Origin of the sequence: Streptococcus oralis (assembly GCF_023109005.1) — a bacterium.
Lineage (GTDB): Bacteria > Bacillota > Bacilli > Lactobacillales > Streptococcaceae > Streptococcus > Streptococcus oralis_BU.
In genome coordinates this window covers 13,330-34,660 of the sequence record NZ_JALDTU010000007.1, presented here as the reverse complement: position 1 = coordinate 34,660, position 21,331 = coordinate 13,330, and the positions used below count along the sequence as shown (strand labels likewise).

The 21,331-nt window shown below is 42.4% G+C and carries 16 protein-coding genes; all 16 read right to left on the bottom strand.

Annotated features, from left to right (window positions below):
* Positions 1 to 11 precede the first annotated feature (11 nt).
* Positions 12 to 1,310 carry an adenylosuccinate lyase gene (purB, locus tag M1F56_RS07500; RefSeq protein ID WP_247917317.1) on the bottom strand — a complete coding sequence of 433 codons (1,299 nt, stop codon included), beginning with the start codon at positions 1,308 to 1,310 and terminating at the stop codon, positions 12 to 14.
* Positions 1,307 to 3,883, bottom strand: coding sequence for an SIR2 family protein (locus M1F56_RS07495; RefSeq protein ID WP_247917316.1), 2,577 nt, complete (start codon positions 3,881 to 3,883; stop codon positions 1,307 to 1,309). The genes purB and M1F56_RS07495 overlap by 4 nt, the downstream gene beginning before the upstream one ends.
* Entirely contained in the window at positions 3,876 to 4,967 is a 1,092-nt protein-coding gene (gene purK, locus M1F56_RS07490; RefSeq protein ID WP_247917315.1) for a 5-(carboxyamino)imidazole ribonucleotide synthase, read from the bottom strand. The genes M1F56_RS07495 and purK overlap by 8 nt, the downstream gene beginning before the upstream one ends.
* Positions 4,954 to 5,442 (bottom strand): 5-(carboxyamino)imidazole ribonucleotide mutase, encoded by a 489-nt coding sequence (gene purE, locus M1F56_RS07485; protein ID WP_000805606.1) that lies wholly within the window; start codon positions 5,440 to 5,442, stop codon positions 4,954 to 4,956. Before purE ends, purK begins: the two co-directional genes overlap by 14 nt.
* 34 nt (positions 5,443 to 5,476) lie before the next feature.
* Positions 5,477 to 5,593 (bottom strand): phosphoribosylaminoimidazole carboxylase, encoded by a 117-nt coding sequence (locus M1F56_RS07480; RefSeq protein WP_247917314.1) that lies wholly within the window; start codon positions 5,591 to 5,593, stop codon positions 5,477 to 5,479.
* Between the two features lie 94 nt (positions 5,594 to 5,687).
* Complete coding sequence (gene purD / locus M1F56_RS07475) at positions 5,688 to 6,950, bottom strand: phosphoribosylamine--glycine ligase (RefSeq protein ID WP_247917313.1); 1,263 nt, start codon at positions 6,948 to 6,950, stop codon at positions 5,688 to 5,690.
* Positions 6,951 to 7,089: 139 nt separating this feature from the next.
* The gene (locus M1F56_RS07470) at positions 7,090 to 7,854 is read right to left on the bottom strand and encodes a hypothetical protein (RefSeq protein ID WP_247917312.1); all 765 of its coding nucleotides are present in this window, start codon (positions 7,852 to 7,854) and stop codon (positions 7,090 to 7,092) included.
* A gap of 70 nt (positions 7,855 to 7,924) precedes the next feature.
* A complete protein-coding gene (gene purH, locus M1F56_RS07465; protein WP_247917311.1) occupies positions 7,925 to 9,472 on the bottom strand; it encodes a bifunctional phosphoribosylaminoimidazolecarboxamide formyltransferase/IMP cyclohydrolase in 1,548 nt (515 codons plus the stop codon).
* 15 nt (positions 9,473 to 9,487) lie between these two features.
* Positions 9,488 to 10,033: a phosphoribosylglycinamide formyltransferase gene (purN, locus tag M1F56_RS07460; protein ID WP_247917310.1), complete on the bottom strand. Its 546-nt coding sequence runs from the start codon at positions 10,031 to 10,033 to the stop codon at positions 9,488 to 9,490.
* A complete protein-coding gene (gene purM / locus M1F56_RS07455) occupies positions 10,030 to 11,052 on the bottom strand; it encodes a phosphoribosylformylglycinamidine cyclo-ligase (RefSeq protein ID WP_247917309.1) in 1,023 nt (340 codons plus the stop codon). The genes purN and purM overlap by 4 nt, the downstream gene beginning before the upstream one ends.
* Positions 11,053 to 11,272: 220 nt before the next feature.
* Complete coding sequence (gene purF / locus M1F56_RS07450; protein ID WP_247917308.1) at positions 11,273 to 12,715, bottom strand: amidophosphoribosyltransferase; 1,443 nt, start codon at positions 12,713 to 12,715, stop codon at positions 11,273 to 11,275.
* A 12-nt stretch (positions 12,716 to 12,727) separates the two neighbouring features.
* Positions 12,728 to 16,453, bottom strand: coding sequence for a phosphoribosylformylglycinamidine synthase (locus M1F56_RS07445; RefSeq protein WP_247917307.1), 3,726 nt, complete (start codon positions 16,451 to 16,453; stop codon positions 12,728 to 12,730).
* Positions 16,454 to 16,519: 66 nt separating this feature from the next.
* A complete protein-coding gene (gene purC / locus M1F56_RS07440) occupies positions 16,520 to 17,227 on the bottom strand; it encodes a phosphoribosylaminoimidazolesuccinocarboxamide synthase (RefSeq protein ID WP_247917306.1) in 708 nt (235 codons plus the stop codon).
* Between the two features lie 166 nt (positions 17,228 to 17,393).
* Entirely contained in the window at positions 17,394 to 18,743 is a 1,350-nt protein-coding gene (comB, locus tag M1F56_RS07435) for an HlyD family secretion protein (protein WP_247917305.1), read from the bottom strand.
* Positions 18,744 to 18,755: 12 nt separating this feature from the next.
* Complete coding sequence (comA, locus tag M1F56_RS07430) at positions 18,756 to 20,909, bottom strand: peptide cleavage/export ABC transporter (RefSeq protein WP_247917304.1); 2,154 nt, start codon at positions 20,907 to 20,909, stop codon at positions 18,756 to 18,758.
* 210 nt (positions 20,910 to 21,119) lie between these two features.
* Positions 21,120 to 21,329 carry a bacteriocin immunity protein gene (locus M1F56_RS07425; RefSeq protein WP_247917303.1) on the bottom strand — a complete coding sequence of 70 codons (210 nt, stop codon included), beginning with the start codon at positions 21,327 to 21,329 and terminating at the stop codon, positions 21,120 to 21,122.
* Positions 21,330 to 21,331 lie beyond the last annotated feature (2 nt).

The following is a 21,331-nucleotide window of genomic DNA, read 5'->3' as shown; positions in this document are numbered from 1 at the left end:
TATTGTTAGGATTAATCACCCAGTCCGATACGTTCAAAGATATCATCCACTCGTTTGGTGTAGTATGCAGGGTTGAAGATTTCGTCGATTTCTTCTTGAGTGAGACGTGAAGTTACTTCTGGATCTGCTTCAAGAAGTGGTTTAAAGTCCACTTGGTTGTCCCAAGAGTAGGCCGTTTTTGGTTGCACCAAATCATAGGCTTGCTCACGCGTCATTCCCTTCTCGATCAAGGTCAACATAGCACGTTGGCTAAAGATAAGACCGAAAGTTGAGTTCATGTTGCGGATCATATTTTCTGGGAAGACCGTCAAGTTCTTGACGATATTTCCAAAACGGTTGAGCATGTAGTCAATCAAAATAGTCGTATCTGGTGTGATGATACGCTCAGCTGATGAGTGAGAAATATCACGTTCATGCCAAAGAGCGACGTTCTCATAGGCTGTCACCATATGACCACGGATAACACGCGCCAGACCAGTCATGTTTTCAGAACCGATAGGGTTGCGTTTGTGAGGCATAGCAGATGAACCTTTTTGACCTTTAGCAAAGAACTCTTCCACTTCGCGTTGCTCAGACTTTTGCAGACCACGAATCTCAGTCGCCATACGCTCGATTGAAGTTGCGATGCTAGCAAGAACTGCAAAGTACTCAGCGTGAAGATCACGAGGAAGGACCTGTGTAGAGATTTCTTGAGCACGGATACCCAATTTGTCGCAGACGTATTGCTCTACAAATGGTGGGATGTTGGCAAAGTTACCAACCGCACCAGAAATCTTACCAGCTTCCACTCCAGCAGCCGCATGCTCGAAACGCTCGATATTACGCTTCATTTCGCTGTACCAAGTCACTAATTTAAGACCAAAAGTTGTCGGCTCAGCGTGCACACCGTGGGTACGACCCATCATGATGGTGAACTTGTGTTCCTTAGCCTTGTCAGCGATGATGTTGGTGAAGTTTTCAAGGTCACGACGGATGATGTCGTTGGCCTGCTTGTAAAGGTAACCGTAGGCCGTGTCCACCACGTCGGTAGAAGTCAAACCATAGTGAACCCACTTGCGCTCTTCGCCAAGAGTCTCAGAAACCGCACGTGTGAAAGCCACCACATCGTGACGAGTTTGCTGCTCAATTTCCAAAATACGGTCGATGTCAAAGTCCGCTTTTTCACGAATCAAAGCCACATCTTCCTTAGGGATTTCCCCCAACTCAGCCCATGCCTCGTCAGCCAAGATTTCCACCTCAAGCCAAGCACGGTATTTATTTTCTTCACTCCAAATGTTCGCCATCTCAGGGCGAGAGTAACGGTTGATCATGTTGTTTCTCCCTCATCTAACATAATATTTTTATAAATATTTTTTTGAAAAATGTCCTTTAAAATCTCAACATTTTCATTTCCTTTAAGTTTTCTTTCAGATATATACAAATAATCATTACATTCCAAAATCAAACTACTTCCTTTATAACTATCATCGAACCATAAAATATTATTTTCGTATAGACTTGTAAAAAATTCAATGAGTTCTGTGCTATGGTTTTTAACAAAATCTTTTATCTCTGATGGAGTTTTCAACTTTTTAAAGTGTTCATGCGGAAAATGAAATCTGTTTAATATATTTCTAATTGCTTCTCCTCTAAAGCCGACATTATGGTTCTTGATATTAATTACATTATCTTCAATATAACTTCTAGATAGGGCAACAATATAATTTCCTTCAATAGAACTAGAAATATCAGAAATATTTTCATGTGAGTTTTTCATAGGAATTACCTTTTTATCATTAAAAACCGTACTTACCACTTCATCAACTTTATTTGATGATATGTAGAAAACACTAGTATAAGCTATAGGTAAGTGAACTTTACATGATTTCACATACCAATTTGCCAACATTTCACTAAACTTCATTTTTTGCACACTGTAAGGATTTTCATAAACATAATCAGGCATAGGTATTGAATTTTCACAAATTAAGTTTAACTCCTGTAGATATTTAGGTAAATTTAATCTATCATACTCATTTTCTATTTGTGTTACGATACTTTCTGGTAAATTAATAAATCTTCTGTCAAGTGGAATATCAATACCTTTTGTTTTCTCTAATATAATTAAAGGTAAATTTCTAATTTTTACTAGTGACTTCAGAGATTTTTTCGAATGAATCCAATAACTTTCATTAAAGTAATCATTGTCGATAACTTTCACAAGCATATCTCCATATAAAATATGATTCGCTAAAGAACTTAAATCATTCTCTTTCAAATCATCTATATTCTTAGAATACATAAAAATTTTGTACGGTTTCTCCGAAATACAAATAAAATCATCTAAATTTATTTTTTTGAAACAATGGGAAAAGTTAGTTTCATTCGTCGTAACATCAAAACTTATATCTCCTCCTCGAATAACATCGAATAATCCAAAATATCCCAAAAATTCTGATGTATTATTTTTTTCTTTTAACTCATCTCCATATTCTTTTTTCAATTCCAACCGAACAAATGTATATGAATCATATTCAAAATACGGATTGCTATTATCCATCTGAACTTCTTTACTTTCTTTAGTTGGATCTGTATACATCCTAAATGAAATTGGACTGCCCCCACTCTTCTTAGTTTGCACAAAAATTGAATCGGAAATTAGAAACATTGACAATGCACCTATTCCAAAACGTCCCACTAAATCATCCACATTACTTACTTCTCTTTTACCAGATTTTCCAATGGTCAAATAATAATTTTTTATCTCAGCTATAGACATACCTATACCGTTGTCTAGAATTGATAAAAACATTACTCCATTTTTTTCCTCTACAGAAATTTTTATATTGTAATCCCTTTTAGCTACTTTACATGCATCCATAGCATTTTGAAGCAACTCTCTCATGACAACTTTTGGATATTTCTGACCTTTATAAAGTGGCATAATAAAATGATTGACAACATCATTCTTTGAAACTGCAAATTCTAAATCGGCAGACTGTAATGAAATATCCCTCAATACTTCATACAATTGTTGATAATTATTTCTTAAGTAAAAAATATTCACATTAATGAGCAATCCATTTAGAAGAGCTAATTCTTCTTTTTCCAAAAAGTACTCTGGCTTATCATCGGAAGAATAAGAAATAATAAATACTCGTTCTTGAAATTGTTTTAAGTCTTTTTGACTTAACGTTACAGTCAAAGTCGTAAGTATGTCTTTAATATTTCTATCACTCAAACTATAGCCTAAGAATATTATAGGAGATTCTACAAATATCGTTAACAACTTAGAATATATATACTTACTTTTTTCAAAAAATTGGTCGTAATCAGATTTTGTAATAATCATAGATGATGGTTTGTCTATAGAGCCATGAATCTTATAAAGCTTTTTATTTTTTGTCTCGGAGGAGAACAAATCATCATTGTGAATATAAATCTCTTCATTTTCAATATTGAAAACACTTTTCTCTAGTAAGGAATCATAGTTTGTTGTGATTAATTTTTGGTAATCAATACCGCCAAGTATTGAAATTTCTTTCTCATATTCAGAATTATCAACTGTATATTCGTTTAAGATTTGAGCAATTAACTCTCTGAAAGGCTTTCTTATATCATCGCTTTCTAATAATGATTCTTTTTTTAACGTTGTAAAATAAATCGCTTCTAGTCTTTCCGCAATTTCTTCATAATTATCACTGGTCCATTTCTCCAATAAACTTTTATCTATTTCTAGTTTTTCAGAGATTTTTTCTAGTAAACCCCACCAAGTAGGAGATTTCAAATATCTCTGAGATAAACCTGAACCAACAAATAAAACTGGTTTTTGATTTAGTTTAGATAGTTTATTAAACCCATAATCAATATTCTTCAAATCATTGAAATCAACTTTATTACTCATTCTTTCCTTTCCCAAACTCATCCACACTATCCGGCACATCACTAAACAAAGTCACATGTCCCATTTTGCGGTTGTGCTTCGCTTCTATTTTACCATACATGTGGAGGTGAGCGCTTGGATTTTCTGTGACATATTTTTCAGCGGCCTCGACATGCTGACCGAGAACATTTAGCATAACAGCTGGGGCATGTAGTTTGATAGCTGGCAATGGTGCTCCGAGAACACCTAGGATATGTGTGTCAAACTGTGAGAAGTCGCAGGCTTCGATTGAATAGTGCCCAGAGTTGTGGGGGCGGGGGGCAATCTCATTGACAATGATATCATCAGCTGTCGCAAACATTTCCACGCAAAGGGTTCCAGACAGTTTAAGCTGTTCTGCGATTCGCACTGCCATAACTTTGGCTTTTTCAGCTAGACTATCCGAAATGCGAGCTGGCACGATGGTTTTCGAAAGAATGTTATTGCGGTGGATATTTTCCTGAACTGGGAAAACTGTCACATCCTTGCCATTCCCTGACACGATAACAGAGATTTCAAGGTCAAAGTTGACAAATTCTTCCAAAACACAGTTTGCAGAATCAGCCAGCGCATAGGCTTCTTCCAAGTCTTCTTCTGCACGAATGACCTTTTGCCCATGACCATCGTAGCCACCAGTCGCAGTTTTGAGGACATAGTTTTTCGACAGGTCCATATCTGCCAAGTCTTGACTTGAGGTCACAACCTTGTAGGGTGCCACAGTGACTTGAGCCTTGTTTGAGAGGAAGTCCTTTTCAAAAATGCGATTTTGGGAGATGCGAAGCAGGTCTGTTCCTTGAGGAAGCTGACCATCCTTGATAACAGCATCCAAACCGTTGGCATCGACATTTTCAAACTCATAGGTTAGGACATCGCAACGCTCCGCCAACTGACGAAGGGCATCCACATCGTTATAAGGCGCCACTATGATTTCCGCCACACGAGAAGCTGGACAATCCGCCGCAGGATCCAGCGCGATAACCTTGTGCCCCATGTAGATAGCAGAAATGGCCATCATCTGACCAAGCTGACCACCACCGATAATTCCAATTGTTTTAGATGAGCTCATTTGTTGACTCCTCTGCGATTTTTCCTTGTTCTTCTGCAAAATCTGCCAAAGCTGTCGCGATAGCCTGATCCTCTACTGAAAGGAGACGGAGGGCAAAGAGAGCCGCATTGGTCGCACCTGCTTCACCGATAGCCATTGTCGCTACAGGCACACCGCCCGGCATCTGTACGATAGAGTAGAGCGAGTCCACGCCACTAAGAGCACGTGATTTGACGGGCACACCAATGACTGGAAGGGTTGTTTTGGCAGCTACCATACCTGGCAAATGGGCTGCGCCTCCAGCACCTGCAATAATGACCTTGATGCCACGGCTACGAGCTTCTTCGGCATGTCTGAACATGAGGTCTGGTGTGCGGTGGGCAGAAACAACTTTCTTTTCGTAGGCTACACCGAAACGGTCTAGGACTTCGGCGGTTTTTTGCATGGTTGCCCAGTCGGATTTGGAACCCATGATGATGGAAATTACTGGTTTCATAGTTAATATCCTTTTCTTTCCTTTCTTTTTTCAATCACCTTAAGTTGTGAGGGACGGCAGCAGCCACCAAAGGTGTCTCATGACTAAATCGGAAGCCCAAGGTCTTCCAATTTCCCTGAACGATTGGCTTATCATCCAATCGTTCTTTCACAACGGCGGTGATTGTTCTATATTAGCTCGCTAACGCTCGCAAACCATACGACCATTATCGGGTTTGGCGACTTCGTCGCGTTATTCTTATATATTTACTTAATTGCCTTGCTTCCGATATCTGTTCGGTAAAAGAGGCCTTCTGTTTTTTGTTGGGAGAGTTCTTGGTAGATGGTTTCTTGGGCTTCTTTGACGGTGTCTGCTGTGGTGACGAGCATATAGACACGTCCACCGTTTGAGAGCAGTGCTCTGCTATTTTCCGCAAACTTAGCTCCTGCATAGTAGGTGATGATGTCGCCTTCCGTCTTAGCTGGCAACTCGACACCCTTTGCATAATCTAGCGGGTAGCCCTTGGATGCGACAACTACGCCCAGCGTCACACCCTTGTCCGTCCACGTGATCTTCGGATCCTTACCATCCAGAATATCCGTGATATTTTGCGCAAAATCAGATGTCAAACGAGGCAAGATAATTTGTGTTTCTGGATCTCCAAAACGAGCGTTGAACTCGATGACCTTAGGTCCCTCTGCTGTTAAAATAAGCCCTGCGTAAAGGACACCAAGATAAGGACGACCTTCTTTAATCATCCCTTCGAGGACAGGCTTGACAATAGTATCAACTGCTGTGGCAACCACACTCTGTGGCAAGTGAGGAACTGGCGCATAGGCACCCATACCACCCGTGTTAGGCCCTTTGTCGCCATCATAGGCGCGTTTGTGGTCCTGAGCCGTTGGCATGATGTAGAACTTGTCACCATTGACAAAGGCAAAAAGTGAAAATTCCTCTCCTGCAAGAAACTCCTCGATCACCACACGCGCACCTGAGTCACCAAATTTATTGTCCAAAAGCATCTCATGAGCAGCTTCGACCGCTTGCTCGACTGTCTCAGCAACGACAACACCTTTCCCAAGAGCTAGCCCATCTGCCTTGACAACGATTGGAGCTCCTTTCTCCTCGATATAATCCTTGGCTTCCTCGAAATCTGAAAATGTACCATAGGCTGCTGTCGGAACGCCGTATTTGACCATGATTTCCTTGGCAAAATCCTTGGACCACTCCAGCTCCGCTGCAGCCCTAGTCGGACCAAAAGCCTTGAGACCAGCTTTGTTAAAATCATCTACAATCCCAGCAGCAAGGGCGTCATCTGGTCCGATAAAGGACCAAGCGATATCGTTAGCCTTTGCAAAGTCAACCAGCTTAGAATGTTCGGAAATAGAGATATCCACCAGCTCCAAACCATCCAAAGTCATCCCGTCATTTCCAGGAGTCACAAAGACTTTCTCAACGTCTTTTGACTCAAGCAACTTCTTGGCAATCGCATGTTCACGACCACCCGAACCGACAACTAACAGCTTCATCTCTCAACCTCTTTTGCGAATTATTTACTAATATTATATCATAAACGTTCGTTTTAATCTTGTTTCGTTAAGCTTTTTTAAGCAAAAAAAGGAAAGAAATTGTTTTCTTCCCTTTTGTCTTCTTAATGTCTAAAATGTTTCACTCCGTTATATATTCCTCTTTCAACACTTTAGCAATGTTCGGTTCCAATAAATTAACAAAATACCTTTTCAAATTTAAAATATTATCAACCTGTTCTTTATCTAACCTAAAAGAACGACCAGTTTGAGGTTCCTTTAATGTACGTAATAGATCTTTGCCAGTTGGCCACACTAATTTTCTTGCCTGAGGTTGAAAAGGGTTTACTCCCGTTCCTGGCACTGTTCCCCCAATAAATCCATTTGAATTTGCCGTACTTGAACTTTTGTTTATCAATGTAATAGTAGCAAATCCTAATGAATCTTCGCCAAATACAACAATAATGAACGGACGAATATCATACTCTGATTCACTATTAGAATAATAATTAAGCTCTTTTTCAATTCCATATTCATACTTGTTATTTTTAAAGATATTTTTCTTTAGTTTAACCACTGTTAAATCATCATCATTTAACGAATGCTCTTTACTATTAAATTCTATCAGATTATCATTCTTTGAAAAAATCATAAATACATCTGGATTTGGTCCAAATTCTCCTTCGAATGCTATCGAAGAGAAGGCATAAAAACCATGCTTGTAATCACCTCTAAGTTTCCATGACATTGTACTTTGACCAACTAAAGGAAAATGTATATTTTCAATTCTGCTTTTTCTGATATATCTTTTTTTATTTATAACATTTATAAATTCTCTAAAATCTGGACTAATTCCAATGGTTGGTCCTGAAAACGACATTCCCACATTTAATTTTATAAATGACATCTCAACTTCTCCATTCTACCGATTTATCTATTTGTATAAATATAACATATTCTTATATAAATATCGTTTCTTAATGTCTAAAATGTCTCACGCCTGTGAAGACCATAGTCAAGCCGTATTTGTCAGCAGCTTCGATGGATTCTTGGTCACGTACTGATCCACCCGGCTGGATGATAGCCTTGATTCCTGCTTTAGCAATTTCTTCCACGTTATCCGCGAATGGGAAGAAGGCATCCGAAGCAAGCACAGCGCCATCAAGACGGTCTTTAGCTTGGTCAATGGCGATACGGACAGAGGCCACACGGTTAGTTTGACCTGGGCCAACGCCAAGTGTCATGTGATCATTGGTCACGATGATCCCGTTTGATTTCACATACTTGATAGCCTTCCAAGCGAACTCAAGAGCAGTTGCTTCTGTCTCGGTTGGCTGGCGTTTGGTCACCACTTGCCAGTCAGCGGGGCTTTCCTTGACCACATCTTGATTTTGAACAAGGAGACCACCAACCACACCTGTGTATTCTGCCTCCACTTCACTAGCCTCTTGAGCGTCAAATGGCAAGGCCAAGATCCGCAAGTTTTTCTTTTTGTTAGTCAAAATAGCTAGCGCTTCATCCGTATAGCTTGGTGCGATGATGATCTCGAGGAAAACGCCGTGCATCTTCTCAGCTGTCGCAGCATCCACCTCACGGTTGAGAACGACAATTCCACCAAAGATAGACACTGGGTCAGACTCATATGCATAGTCCCAAGCAGTTTCGATGTCATCAGCTTGACCAATTCCACATGGGTTCATGTGTTTGAGAGCCACAACAGTTGGACGGTCTTTGAAATCACGAATAATACGAATCGCCGCATCCGCATCACGGATATTGTTGAAGGACAATTCCTTACCGTTAAGCTGTTTGGCCGAAGCAATCGAGTAGTCTGTTGGCAAGGCTTTTTGGTAAAAGTCTGCATCTTGTTGAGGATTTTCACCGTAACGCATAGCTTGTTTGAGGTCATAAGTCAAGGTCAGTTTTTCTGGCTTGCTTTCTCCGACTTGAGCTGTGAAATACTCTGCAATCAAGGCGTCATAAGCTGCTGTGTGACGGAAAACCTTGGCTGCCAAACGTTGACGCGTTTCGTAAGTAGTTTTACCATTAGCTGACAATTCGTCCAAAACCACAGCATAATCCACTGGGTCTACCACAACTGTCACGCTAGCATGGTTTTTAGCTGCTGAACGAAGCATAGATGGCCCACCGATATCGATGTTTTCAACTGCATCAGCGTACGTCACATCTGGTTTGAGAATCGTTTCCTTGAAAGGATAGAGATTGACCACCACAAGGTCGATGAGCTCGATCTTATTGTCCTTAGCCGCTTCCAAGTGGCTATCCAAGTCACGACGAGCCAAAAGTCCACCGTGGATATTTGGATGAAGGGTCTTGACGCGACCGTCCATCATTTCTGGGAAACCAGTCACATCATCGATCGCAATGGTCTCCACCCCAGCATTGTCAAGGACAACCTTTGTCCCACCTGTCGAGATAATCTCCCAACCGAGTTTTTTAAGTTTTTGGGCAAATTCAACAATGCCCGCTTTGTCTGAGACGCTGATTAAGGCGCGTTTAGTCATGTTATTTCCTTTCATTTACTTATCCAACAATTCTCTAATAACCTCTGGATACAACTTGTACTCTGCCTCATGAATTCGAGCTTCAAAGCTATCGATGGTATCATCAGCTAGTCGTGGTACGCGTACTTGTTTAATAACCTTTCCTGTATCCACACCGGAGTCCACCCAGTGAATGGTCACGCCACTCTCAGAAACACCAGCATTCCAAGCGTCCTCAATCCCATGAGCTCCTGGAAATTCTGGCAGGTAGGCTGGATGGATATTGATGATTCGACCTTCATAAGCCGCCAATAAGGTTGGCCCAACGATTTTCATGTAGCCTGCTAGACAAACCAAGGCAATCTGGTGTTCTTCCAAGAGTTCGACAAGAGCTGCTTCGTAGTCCGCCTTGTTCTCAAACTCCTTGAGTTCAAAAGCATAGGACAGGACACCAAGCTTTTTTGCCCGCTCCAGCACATAGGCGTCACGATGGTCTGAAAAGACAAACTCCACCGGAAATTCTTCGGCAATCACCTGAAAATTTGAGCCATTACCAGAGGCAAAAACCGCTATTTTTTTCATTTGATGATGACACTTTCATTTTCTTTCTTGACGATGCGACCAATTTCATAGACTGGTTCATCCAGCAATTCTTTGACACGATCTACATTTTCAGGGCTAACTGCCAACATGAGTCCTACGCCCATATTGAAGATTTCAAACATTTCTTCATGCTTGATCTGACCGTATTTTTCAACGGCTTTGAAAATCGGAAGAACTGGAACTTTATCTTCTTCGATTTCTGCTGCTAGATCGTCTGCAAACATACGAGGGACATTCTCGATGAAACCACCACCTGTGATGTGGGCAATACCGTTTACCAAGCCTTCCTTGATGAGGGGTAAGACAGCTTTAACGTAGATACGAGTTGGTTCCAAAAGGACATCTTTCAGTTTTCTGCCTTCCAACTCAGGCAAGACTTCTTCGCCTGTGTAGTCGGCAAAGACACGACGAACGAGTGAGTAACCATTGGAGTGAATCCCACTTGAAGCAAGTCCGAGAAGAACATCACCTTCTGCCACCTTTGAACCGTCAATGATTTGAGATTTTTCAGCCACGCCGACCGCAAATCCAGCCAAGTCGTAGTCATCTTCGCCGTACATACCAGGCATCTCAGCCGTTTCCCCACCGATGAGGGCTGCACCAGCTTGCACACAACCTTCAGCCACACCAGCAACCACTTGTTCTAGTTTAGCTGGTTCATTCTTGCCAGTCGCGACGTAGTCCAGGAAGTAAAGAGGCTCCGCACCTGCAGCGATAATGTCATTAACACACATGGCCACACAATCCTGCCCAATCGTGTCATGCTTATCATACTTGATAGCCAACATGAGTTTGGTTCCGACACCGTCAGTCCCTGAAATCAAGACCGGTTCTTTGACACCTGTTTTTGAGAGGTCAAACATGCCACCAAAACCACCAAGAGCTCCCATGACACCCGCACGCTCCGTACGAGCCACGTGCTTTTTAATCCGCTCAACAACTTCATAACCCGCTTCAACATCCACACCCGACTGGGCGTACGCATTTTTATTTGTCATTTTTATATTCCTTTTCTTTGAGAAGATTGCGACGTATTTTTAGATAAACAGTTATTTTATCTAAAAATACTAGTCAGGGCTATAGCTTTGTCCCCATAGGGCAAAGCGTCTACTGACAAATGCTTAAGCATTTAGTCAGTAGTGAGACGTGGTGCGTATGCATTCTTATTTGTCATCTTTGTCTCCTCTTCCTTTCCTTTAATGGAGAGTCTTTATCCGTCTATTTGTAAAAACTGGTCTTTTCTTCCAAACTTCTTTGATAGTCTTCTTCATAGTCGTAGAGAGGCGTTGGGTAGTCACCGTCAAAGTAAGCGACACAGAGACCACCGTTCGGCGCATCTGTTTCGATGCCGATAGAATCAATCAAGCCATCAATCGAAAGATAGGTCAGGCTATCCGCACCAATGATTTTGCAGGTTTCTTCTACCGTATGATTGGCAGCAATCAACTCCTGACGCGTCTGGATATCAATCCCGTAAAAACATGGATAAGCCAGCGCTGGACTACCAATGGCAACGTGAACCTCAGACGCACCTGCTTCTTTCAAAAGCTGAACGATACGGCGAGAGGTTGTCCCACGAACAATGGAATCATCCACCATCACCACACGTTTGCCTTTAACGACACCCGAAACAGCAGACAGTTTCATCCGCACCCCTTGCTCCCGCAATTCTTGAGTCGGTTGGATAAAGGTGCGTTGCGTGTATTGGTTTTTGATGAGACCCATTTCATTTGGCAGACCAGATTCTTCTGCAAATCCCATAGCTGCGCTGAGCGAGGAATTTGGCACACCGACCACGATATCTGCCTCATGCTTAAATTCACGCGCCAATTGGGCCCCCATACGTTTGCGAGCTGTATGGACATTGACCCCATGGATGTTAGAGTCAGGGCGAGCAAAATAGATATACTCCATAGAACAAATCGCTAACTGAGTATCATTCGTATAACTATCGTACTGGATACCATTGTCATCCACAATCACAATTTCCCCTGGTTTTACATCACGAATCCACTCGGCGCCGATGACCTCAAAGGCACAGGTTTCAGACGAAACCACCACCGCTCCGTTGGCCATCTTCCCGATAGAAAGCGGGCGAAAGCCATTAGGATCAAGCGCAGCAATCAACTTGTCCTCAAATAGCAAGATATAAGCAAAGCCACCTTTGACAAGGCTGAGCGCCTCCTTGATTTTGCCCATCAAGTTCGGATTGTGACTTCGACGAATGAGGTGGGCCAAGATTTCCGAGTCCGAAGTTGAACTGAAAATAGCTCCTCTTTGTTCCAATTCTTTCTTGAGCGATTCGGCATTGGTCAAGTTTCCGTTGTGAGCCAATCCAAACTGCATATCGTGAAAGCGGAAGAGAAAGGGCTGGATATTATCTACAGAAGCTTCGCCAGCAGTCGCATAACGAACATGCCCAATCGCGCTCGTTCCAGTCAGTTTATCCAAATTAGCTGGATTTCTGAACACTTCTGATAAAAGCCCCATATCACGATGACGCTTCAATTGCCCCTGATCATTAGAAAGGATTCCCGCTCCCTCCTGACCACGGTGCTGAAGACTATGGAGCCCAAAATAGGTCAATTTAGCAGCATCTGGATGCCCCCAGATACCGAAAACACCACATTCTTCATTAAGAGATTTTACTTCGTATGTCATTTTTTATACCTTTTATTTCCCTGTGAAATAACGCACAGCTGACGCAAACAGGTGCTGGTCTTTATTTCCTGGGATGTTTTGGAAGAGACCGTCTTCATAACGTTCTGAGTGTCCCATTTTACCGATGATTTGACCATTCTTGCTGGTAATTCCTTCGATGGCATTTACAGAACCATTCGGATTGTACTTGGAATCCATACTTGGTTTGCCGTCAAAATCAACGTATTGGCTGAAAATTTGGCCATTGTCACGGAGCTCAGCGAATTCCTCAGCCGTCACGACAAACTTCCCTTCACCGTGCGATACTGGAATGGCGTGGATATCGCCCACTTGCACTCCAGCCAACCATGGTGAGTTGGTATTGGCAATCCGAGTTTCCACCATCTTGGCCACGTGCTGGTTGGCATCATTGTAGAAGAGGGTTGGACTAGTGCTGCTTTCATCCTCGAAGTTACCGTATGGAAGAAGGCCTGATTTGACAAGAGCTTGGAATCCATTACAGATACCAATAATCAAGCCACCACGAGCGATAAAGCTATCAATCGCTACACGCACTTTTTCATTGAGCAGGATATTGACAATAAACTTAGCTGATCCATCCGGCTCATCCGCAGCTGAGAAACCACCTGCAAAGAAGAGAATGTTTGCCTTGCCGATATTGTCAACCATGGTTTCAACTGACTTGACAATAGCTTCTTCATTCAAGGTCACGAATGGCACCAAGTTGACTTCTGCACCTTCTTTTTCAAAGGCCTTAGCTGAGTCATATTCTGAGTTGGTTCCTGGGAAGACTGGGATGTAAACCACTGGTTTTTCAATAGTTTCTTTAGCTTTAATCACAGCATCTGATGCCACAGCTGGTACTTCAGCCAATTCTTTTGCTTGGGTAAATTCTGTTGGGTAAACTTCTTCTAATGTTACTTGGAAAGCACTGTCAAGCTTGTGTCCATCTAGCTTCACACCGTTGACAACGAGTGTAAAGTCTGCGCTTGTTTGACCGATTTTCTTCACTCCAGCGATTTCTTCAGGAGATGTGAAGACAAATCCGCCTAATTGAGCTGTCAAGGCTGTTTCAAGTTCAGGCAAGGTCACCTCTGCACCGATATGGTTCCCAAAAGTAGCAAGAGCCAAGCTTTCAAGAACGCCACCATATTTAACAGCTGATGCAGATGTTACTTTATGATCAGCTTGGATGGCTTCAAATTGAGCAAAGTTTTGCTTAATTAAATCAAAATCAATCTCTGCAGAGAGGGCTTGACCTGGAATGTAGTAGATGTTTTCACCAGCAGCTTTAAATTCTGGAGAAAGGACCTTACGGCTATCCGCTGTCGTCACCCCAAAAGCGACCAAGGTTGGTGGTACGGTCAATTCTTCAAAGGTACCAGACATAGAGTCCTTACCACCGATAGATGGCAAACCAAGTTGAAGTTGTGCTTCGATAGAGCCTAGAAGAGCTGCTACTGGCTGACCGAAACGCTCAGCTTGTTTGTCCATGCGCTCGAAATATTCTTGGTAAGAGAAACGAGCCTTGGACCAGTTTGCACCAGTAGCCACCAAACGAGCAGTTGCTTCGATAACCGCATAAGCAGCACCGTGGTATGGAGACCATTCTGCCACATAAGGGTTAAATCCTTGAGCCATGACGGACGCAGTATGAGTCACACCGTGTTGAACTGGTAATTTCTGCACAGAAGCTTCAGTTGGTGTCAATTGGTAACGACCGCCAAGTGGGTGATTGACCGTAGAACGACCGACCGAACAGTCAAAGATGGTCTGCAAGCCTTTTTGACTCGCATGGTTCAAATCAGATAGAACCACAAGTGTATCTGCTTCAAGGGCTTCAGCACTTGTCTTGCGCTCTTCTGGGAGCTTGACATCCTTGTCCACAACCTTGGCATTGACAACGACACGCACACCATTGGTATCAAGGAAACGGCGTTCCAAGTCCACGATTGTCTCACCATTCCAGTGCATGACAAGATTTGGTTTTTCAGTCACTGTTGCAACCACAACAGCGTCAATATTCTCTTTGTTACATTCCGCAACGAAGGCGTATACATCCTCAGGACGAACCACGACCGCCATCCGTTCTTGTGATTCAGAGATGGAAATTTCTGTACCATTCAAGCCTTGGTATTTAAGAGGAACCTTGTTGAGGTCGATTTCCAGACCGTCTGCCAATTCACCGATGGCTACACAGACACCACCAGCACCAAAGTCGTTGGATTTTTTGATGAGACGAGTGACATCGCCATTACGGAAAAGGCGTTGAATCTTGCGTTCTTCGATGGCATTCCCCTTTTGAACCTCAGCGCCAGCAGTCTCTACAGATTCAACTGTTTGAACCTTAGAAGAACCTGTCGCACCACCGACACCATCACGTCCAGTCTTACCACCGAGAAGGATAATAACATCGCCCGCTTCCGGTTTTTCACGAACGACATTGCCCTTAGGTGCCGCACCGACAACGGCACCAAGTTCCATACGTTTGGCCACAAAGCCTGGGTGGAAGTATTCACGAACGTAGGTCGTCGCAAGCCCAATCTGATTCCCGTAAGAAGAATAACCATGAGCAGCGGTTTTAGAAATAACTTGTTGTGGCAATTTCCCAACGCGAGTTTCTGAAATTGGAGTTGTAATATCGCCAGCACCTGAAATACGCATGGCTTGGTAAACGTAGGAACGCCCTGACAATGGGTCACGAATGGCTCCACCAATACAAGTTGCCGCTCCACCAAATGGTTCAATCTCCGTTGGGTGGTTGTGAGTTTCGTTTTTAAACATGAGGAGCCAAGGTTCCTTGACACCATCAACGTCCACTTCTATTTCGACCGAGCAAGCATTGATTTCGTCAGACACCTCCATATCGTCCAAACGACCATTAGCACGCTCATAACGACCAAAAATAGTCGCCATATCCATCAAGGTTTGTGGTTTCTCCGAACGTCCCAACTCATCACGCATGGCAATATACTTATCATAGGTCGCTTGCAATTGCTTTTGGAATTTAGAAGCTGAGAAATCAATGTTCTTCAACTCGGTCTCAAAAGTCGTATGACGGCAGTGGTCAGACCAGTAAGTGTCCAAAACCTTGAGCTCCGTCTCAGTTGGCACGCGCCCGATTGACTTGAAGTAGTCTTGGATAAAGAGCAAATCGTCCACTTCCATGGCCATCCCTTGCTCTGCCTTGTAGCGGGCAAAGTCTTCTGCTGTATAGCTTTCAAAGAAAGTCAATTTTGGAATGGTCTTGTCTGACTCTGAAAATTCCTGTTTGGCAATCCCTGTCGTGATGTCCTTTAAACGAGAATCCACTGGATTGAGCAGGTAGTTCTTGACCGCTTCTAACTCAGCAGCATCAATATCTTTATTAACCAAGTAAAGTTGGGCTGTATTGACCATAACATCACTCGAACTTCCCAGCAAAAGCAAGGCTTCCTGTGAAGAAGCTGCACGCTGGTCAAACTGACCAGGCAGGCTTTCAATGGCAAAGAAAGCATAGTTAGCAAGATCTGCTTGCACGGCTGATTCATCCAAGACATGATCCGTCACCTGCTCAGAGAATATGTGCTTCTCTGCAGGTGCAAACAAGTCCTCTGCCAAATCAAAGACATCATAAACTTGCACAATGCGAATACTTTTTAAGGTTGAAAGCCCCAAGTTGTGTTGGAGTTCTCTTACCAAACTCTCTGACTTGACCTGAAAATCAGCCTTTTTCTCAACAAAAATACGTTTATCCATCAATTCTTATTCCTTTATTTCAGCTCTTGCAATGTTCCCAACGACCTTGAGAGTCTTGCAAACAGATTATTTCAAACCCTGCAACTTTTCCCAGACAATCTCATAAACATCTGTCAATTCTCCGAGTCCTCTGCGGAAAACATCCTTGTCCATGTGGTTACCATCTGCATCCCACAAACGGCAGTTATCTGGTGAAAACTCGTCTGCCAAGATAATCTTGCCATCCTTGTCAAAACCAAACTCTAGCTTAAAGTCAATCAATTTAAGGCCAATCTCAGCAAACCAAGCTTTCAAGAGCTCATTGATACGACGGGTTTCTTCCTTCAAGTAAGCAATCTGCTGGTCATCCGCAATTTTAAGGAATTTCACATGCTCATCATTGATAAACGGATCATCCAAATCATCATTTTTATAGTAAAATTCGACAATTGGGGTCTCCAAGGCGATGCCCTCATCCACACCAAAACGTTTTGAAAAGGAACCAGCTGTATAGTTGCGGAGCACAACTTCCAAAGGAATAATCTCAACCTTTTTGTTGAGTTGTTCTGTGTCCGAAAGTTTCTCCACAAAGTGAGTCGCCACACCAGCAGCGTTTAATTTCTCAAAAATAAAAGATGAAATCTGATTATTCAACACTCCCTTACCTGCAATCTGCTCCTTCTTGACACCATTGAAAGCAGTCGCCTGGTCTTTGTAAGTTGAAATAATAAGATTTTCATCCTCAGTTGTATAGATATCCTTGGCTTTCCCCGAATAGATCAATTCTTTTGACATGTTAAAGTTCGCCTTTCGTATTTCTTTACTTCATTCTACTATAAAATGAGAAAAATAGCAAGAATTTGCGAACGATGGCAAAATTCCTTCTTTTAACATTAAGAAAAACTGTAAAATCAAAACATTTTACAGTTTTAAAAGTATAATATTGCGTTAAAAGCAAACATTATTCTCTGTTTAAAAATTGATCTAAGTAGTATCTCAGATAATTTTTCTTCCCTGTGATTAGCGTCAGACGTCCTTCTGAACCGTAGCGAAGTTTTTCCGCCTGTTCAGAAGTTAGACCAGTCTCCGCCTCTATCTTAAAGAAATTTCCCTTTTCAGTCTTAGTAGCTGTCGCATCAATATTCGTAATGGCAGAAACAAGAACAAGCTCTTTATTGGCATCCTTGGTTGTAGTGAAACGAACAGAATCACCGACCTTGAGTCTTGCAACATCTTTGGAACTAAGATAAGCCGTGAGTTTGGTTTTCCCTTCTTTTTCCAAGGATGGGTAGAGTTGGGCTAGCAGGGTTCCTTCTGCGACCATCGTAGATTCACTAGTCTCAGGATTAAGGTGAAGCACCCCATCTTCGCTTGCTGTAATTTTCCCTTTATCTAGGAGACCTCCTTGGACTTTCTTACCCGACTCTGCTTCTAAAATTTTCTGATCCAAAAGGGTTAATTCCTGGCCGACTTTGACTAGGTGCTGAGACTTGAGGGATTCCAGTTGACTATCCAGTCCCGTTGCGTAGGCTTGCTGAGCCCCAGATCCCGCATACTGCACACGATAAGTAGCTAAACTAGACTCTAGCTGGGCAATCTGTGCATCCATCTGTGCAATAACTTGCGATTTAGCTTGCGGATCTTCTTCACCTTGGTTTTTATAGGTCTGATAAAAAGAGTAGGCTACATTTTGACTATCCAGTTGAGCTCCTATTTCAATCGCCGACTTGGCTGTTTTGTAGTCTCTGATTTTATCCTCTGTTTGGCTGATAAGATTGCCAATCTCGGCCTGGCTCTGACTTGCTGCCGCATTCTGCGAGGAGATGTTGGCATTTTGCTGCGAAACATTGCTCCTAAGACTACTAGCTTGGCTGAGATAGTCTCGAAACATCTCCTGGTATCCAAACTTATCTGCCTCTGGAAATTGATCACTCCCCTCTTTCAAACTGGATTGCAAATAATCCAACTGCTTTTTTTGATCCTTTAACATCTCCAACTGATTGGCGTATGCTTCAGCTTGAACAGCTTCCGCCCCTTGCTGGTACTCAACGAGTAGATCCCCCTGCTTGACCAACTTGTTCTCTTCCAGATAATTTGCCACAATCCGATGATTGCTAGTCGACTGGATATTGGCAATAATCCGACTAGGTTCGACGGTTGCTCTAGTAGACAAACTCATCTCCTTCTCTGCACAAACTGCAAATCCTAGTAAAAACACGAACAGAAGTGACATAGGTAAAATCACCCGACTGGAAAAATTATGATAACGACGATTATAAAACTCCGCACTTTCTAAAAATTCTGGTTTCATCTTCTCCTCTTTCTAGCTATTGACCAAATGGGCGTAAAAGCCATCCTGTGCAAGCAAGCCTGCATGGGTGCCCTCTTCGACAATCTTGCCCTGATTCAGAACAACAACCTTTTCTGTCCGCTCAGCGATGGTCAAACGATGGGCGATGAAAATCAAGGTCTTGTCTAAAGCCATGAGATTATCCACGATCCGCTTCTCTGTCAAAATATCCAGACTGCTGGTCGCCTCGTCCAATATCAAAACAGGCGCATCTGTCAAGAGAGCACGCGCCAGAGCGATTCGCTGACGTTGTCCACCTGAAATTCCAGCCCCATCCGAAGTTAATTCTGTCTGGTAATTCAGGGGCATGCGCTCAATATCCTCCCGAATCTCTGCCAATTCAACTGCCCGTAAGATATCTTCCTGGGTCGTTCCCTCCTTAGCTCCAAGGAGAAGATTCTCCAAAATCGTTCCGTTAAAGACATAGGGCTGTTGAGGCAGGTAGTTGATATACTGACGCAAAGCCTTTTTGTCAATCTGATTAAGATTGACACCACCCAGACTAATCTCTCCCTGACTAGGGTCGTAAAAATTAACCATCATCTTGGCTAAGGTGGTCTTACCTGACCCTGAAATCCCCACAAAAGCCACCTTAGACCCTTGCGGAATGGTCAAATTGATATCCGACAAGACGTCACGACCATAGCCATACTTATAGTAGACTTGTTTAAACGTCATATCCCCTTTCATCATGCTCAAATCTTCGACTGTTTTCTTCTCCTCAAACTCCGAAGCTACCAGATAAACCTCATTAAGACGGTTATTGGCGACCTGCGCTGTCTGAAGTTTGGTTTGTAGGTTGATGATATTTTCCAAAGGATTGGTAAAGTAAACAAGCAAAGTATTATAGGTAATCAACTGGCCCAAACTCATTTTCCCATCCATGACAAGAACTGCTCCCATCCAGAGAACACCAACATTGAGCAGGAGCTGAGCAACTTTTTTCAGGGCCTTTTGCTGGCTTTCTGCCCGACTATACGTAAAAGATTTTTTCAGATAAGTTACAAATTCCTTATCAATCTTTTGATAGCGCGAACTCTCACTGGTCAACGACTTAATGGTCTCAATACCGTTGATGTCCTCGATGATAGAAGAAGACAGAACTGCATTGGCTTCCATAGTATCCCGATTCATCTTTTCAAAAGGCTTCATAAAGGCAAAGATAATCACTGTATAAATGGGAAGTGCAAGCAGACTGATGAAAAAGAGTGTTATATTTTGTGAAAACAAGACAAGCGAGATAATCAAAATCGTTGACACATCCAAAAAGATAGAAAGAATGGTCGAAGCTAGCGCATCAATGATACTATTAGCATCTGTAAAACGAGAAACGATTTCCCCTGTCCTGCGTGTCGCGAAAAAGGACATTGGCAGGTGAAAAACATGCTTGATATAAGACAAAATCACGTCAATTGACAACCGTTGTCCCAGAACAAGTAAAAGATATTCCTGCGCATAGGACAAGATTTGCTGGAGGATATAGACGATGACCAGCCCAATAGAAATAATCCCCAGCGTCGAACGCATCTGGTCTGGCACATAGGTATCAATGATCGACTGCAGATAATAAGAACCCACAATGTTAATCAAGGTTACCAAGAGTGTCGCTAGAACGATATTGGTAATTAAGCCACGCTGTTTGAGTAAGATTGGCAAGAAGGATAGGAGCCCTTGTTTTTTCTCCCTGTGAGGTTTGTAGTCTGGAGACGGTGCCATAAAGAGACTGACCCCTGTCCATTCTTGCGCAAATCGCTCACGGCAAATCTTCGTCAGCTTAACACTAGGATCTGGATCAGCGATGTGGATCGTCTTCTTGTCCTGACCAATCACCACATAATAGTGGAGCAATTTCCCTTCCTTGAGCACATGGGCTACAAAAGGAAAAGTCAAATCAGGCAGATCAAAGAGCGTCATATCCGCTTTGATAGCGCGCGTCTCAAAGTCAATTTCTTCTGCCACCTTGACAAGACCCAAAGCAGTTGTCCCATCCATAGTCGTCTTGGCTAACTCTCGCAGGTGAGCCAAGGAGTAATAACTACCATAGTAGCCAAAGACCATGGCCAAGGAAGCCACGCCACAATCCATCTGATCCACCTGAGGACGATAGTGCCTTTTCCCAAATTTCATATCCATCTCCTTTTTTCTAATAATCTCTAAAAACTTTGTAAGATTATTTTAACCAAACAAGGAAGAAATAAGGGAATTATTTCTGAAAAAACTATTTTTACGCCTAAAACGCACTTTAAAAAGCATAAACTATCGTTTAAATGTAAAAAGGCAGAACGAAAGTTCTGCCTGCTTAAAGCAACCGTTAAAAAATGAATGCCCAGAAATAAATTATTCTGAAATGATATTTTCTTTACTTTTATAAAGTAAGATAAAGGTCATCAAAAATAATGAAATCGTAGGTATATCAAAACATTCAAACCATGTAGGTAAATTTATTTTGTTTACATCAGCCACAATTCTAATCATTAGATAAGCCATTGAACTAAACAATACAATAAACTCTAGCCAAGCTTTTTGTAGTAATTGAACGACTTTCATCT

Bases quoted from the DNA above. Each gene is read 5' to 3' on its own strand.
- purB (WP_247917317.1), bottom strand. From the start codon at position 1,310: ATGATCAACCGTTACTCTCGCCCTGAGATGGCGAACATTTGGAGTGAA.
- M1F56_RS07495 (WP_247917316.1), bottom strand. From the start codon at position 3,883: ATGAGTAATAAAGTTGATTTCAATGATTTGAAGAATATTGATTATGGG.
- purK (WP_247917315.1), bottom strand. From the start codon at position 4,967: ATGAGCTCATCTAAAACAATTGGAATTATCGGTGGTGGTCAGCTTGGT.
- purE (WP_000805606.1), bottom strand. From the start codon at position 5,442: ATGAAACCAGTAATTTCCATCATCATGGGTTCCAAATCCGACTGGGCA.
- purD (WP_247917313.1), bottom strand. From the start codon at position 6,950: ATGAAGCTGTTAGTTGTCGGTTCGGGTGGTCGTGAACATGCGATTGCC.
- M1F56_RS07470 (WP_247917312.1), bottom strand. From the start codon at position 7,854: ATGTCATTTATAAAATTAAATGTGGGAATGTCGTTTTCAGGACCAACC.
- purH (WP_247917311.1), bottom strand. From the start codon at position 9,472: ATGACTAAACGCGCCTTAATCAGCGTCTCAGACAAAGCGGGCATTGTT.
- purN (WP_247917310.1), bottom strand. From the start codon at position 10,033: ATGAAAAAAATAGCGGTTTTTGCCTCTGGTAATGGCTCAAATTTTCAG.
- purM (WP_247917309.1), bottom strand. From the start codon at position 11,052: ATGACAAATAAAAATGCGTACGCCCAGTCGGGTGTGGATGTTGAAGCG.
- purF (WP_247917308.1), bottom strand. From the start codon at position 12,715: ATGACATACGAAGTAAAATCTCTTAATGAAGAATGTGGTGTTTTCGGT.
- M1F56_RS07445 (WP_247917307.1), bottom strand. From the start codon at position 16,453: ATGGATAAACGTATTTTTGTTGAGAAAAAGGCTGATTTTCAGGTCAAG.
- purC (WP_247917306.1), bottom strand. From the start codon at position 17,227: ATGTCAAAAGAATTGATCTATTCGGGGAAAGCCAAGGATATCTATACA.
- comB (WP_247917305.1), bottom strand. From the start codon at position 18,743: ATGAAACCAGAATTTTTAGAAAGTGCGGAGTTTTATAATCGTCGTTAT.
- comA (WP_247917304.1), bottom strand. From the start codon at position 20,909: ATGAAATTTGGGAAAAGGCACTATCGTCCTCAGGTGGATCAGATGGAT.
- M1F56_RS07425 (WP_247917303.1), bottom strand. From the start codon at position 21,329: ATGAAAGTCGTTCAATTACTACAAAAAGCTTGGCTAGAGTTTATTGTA.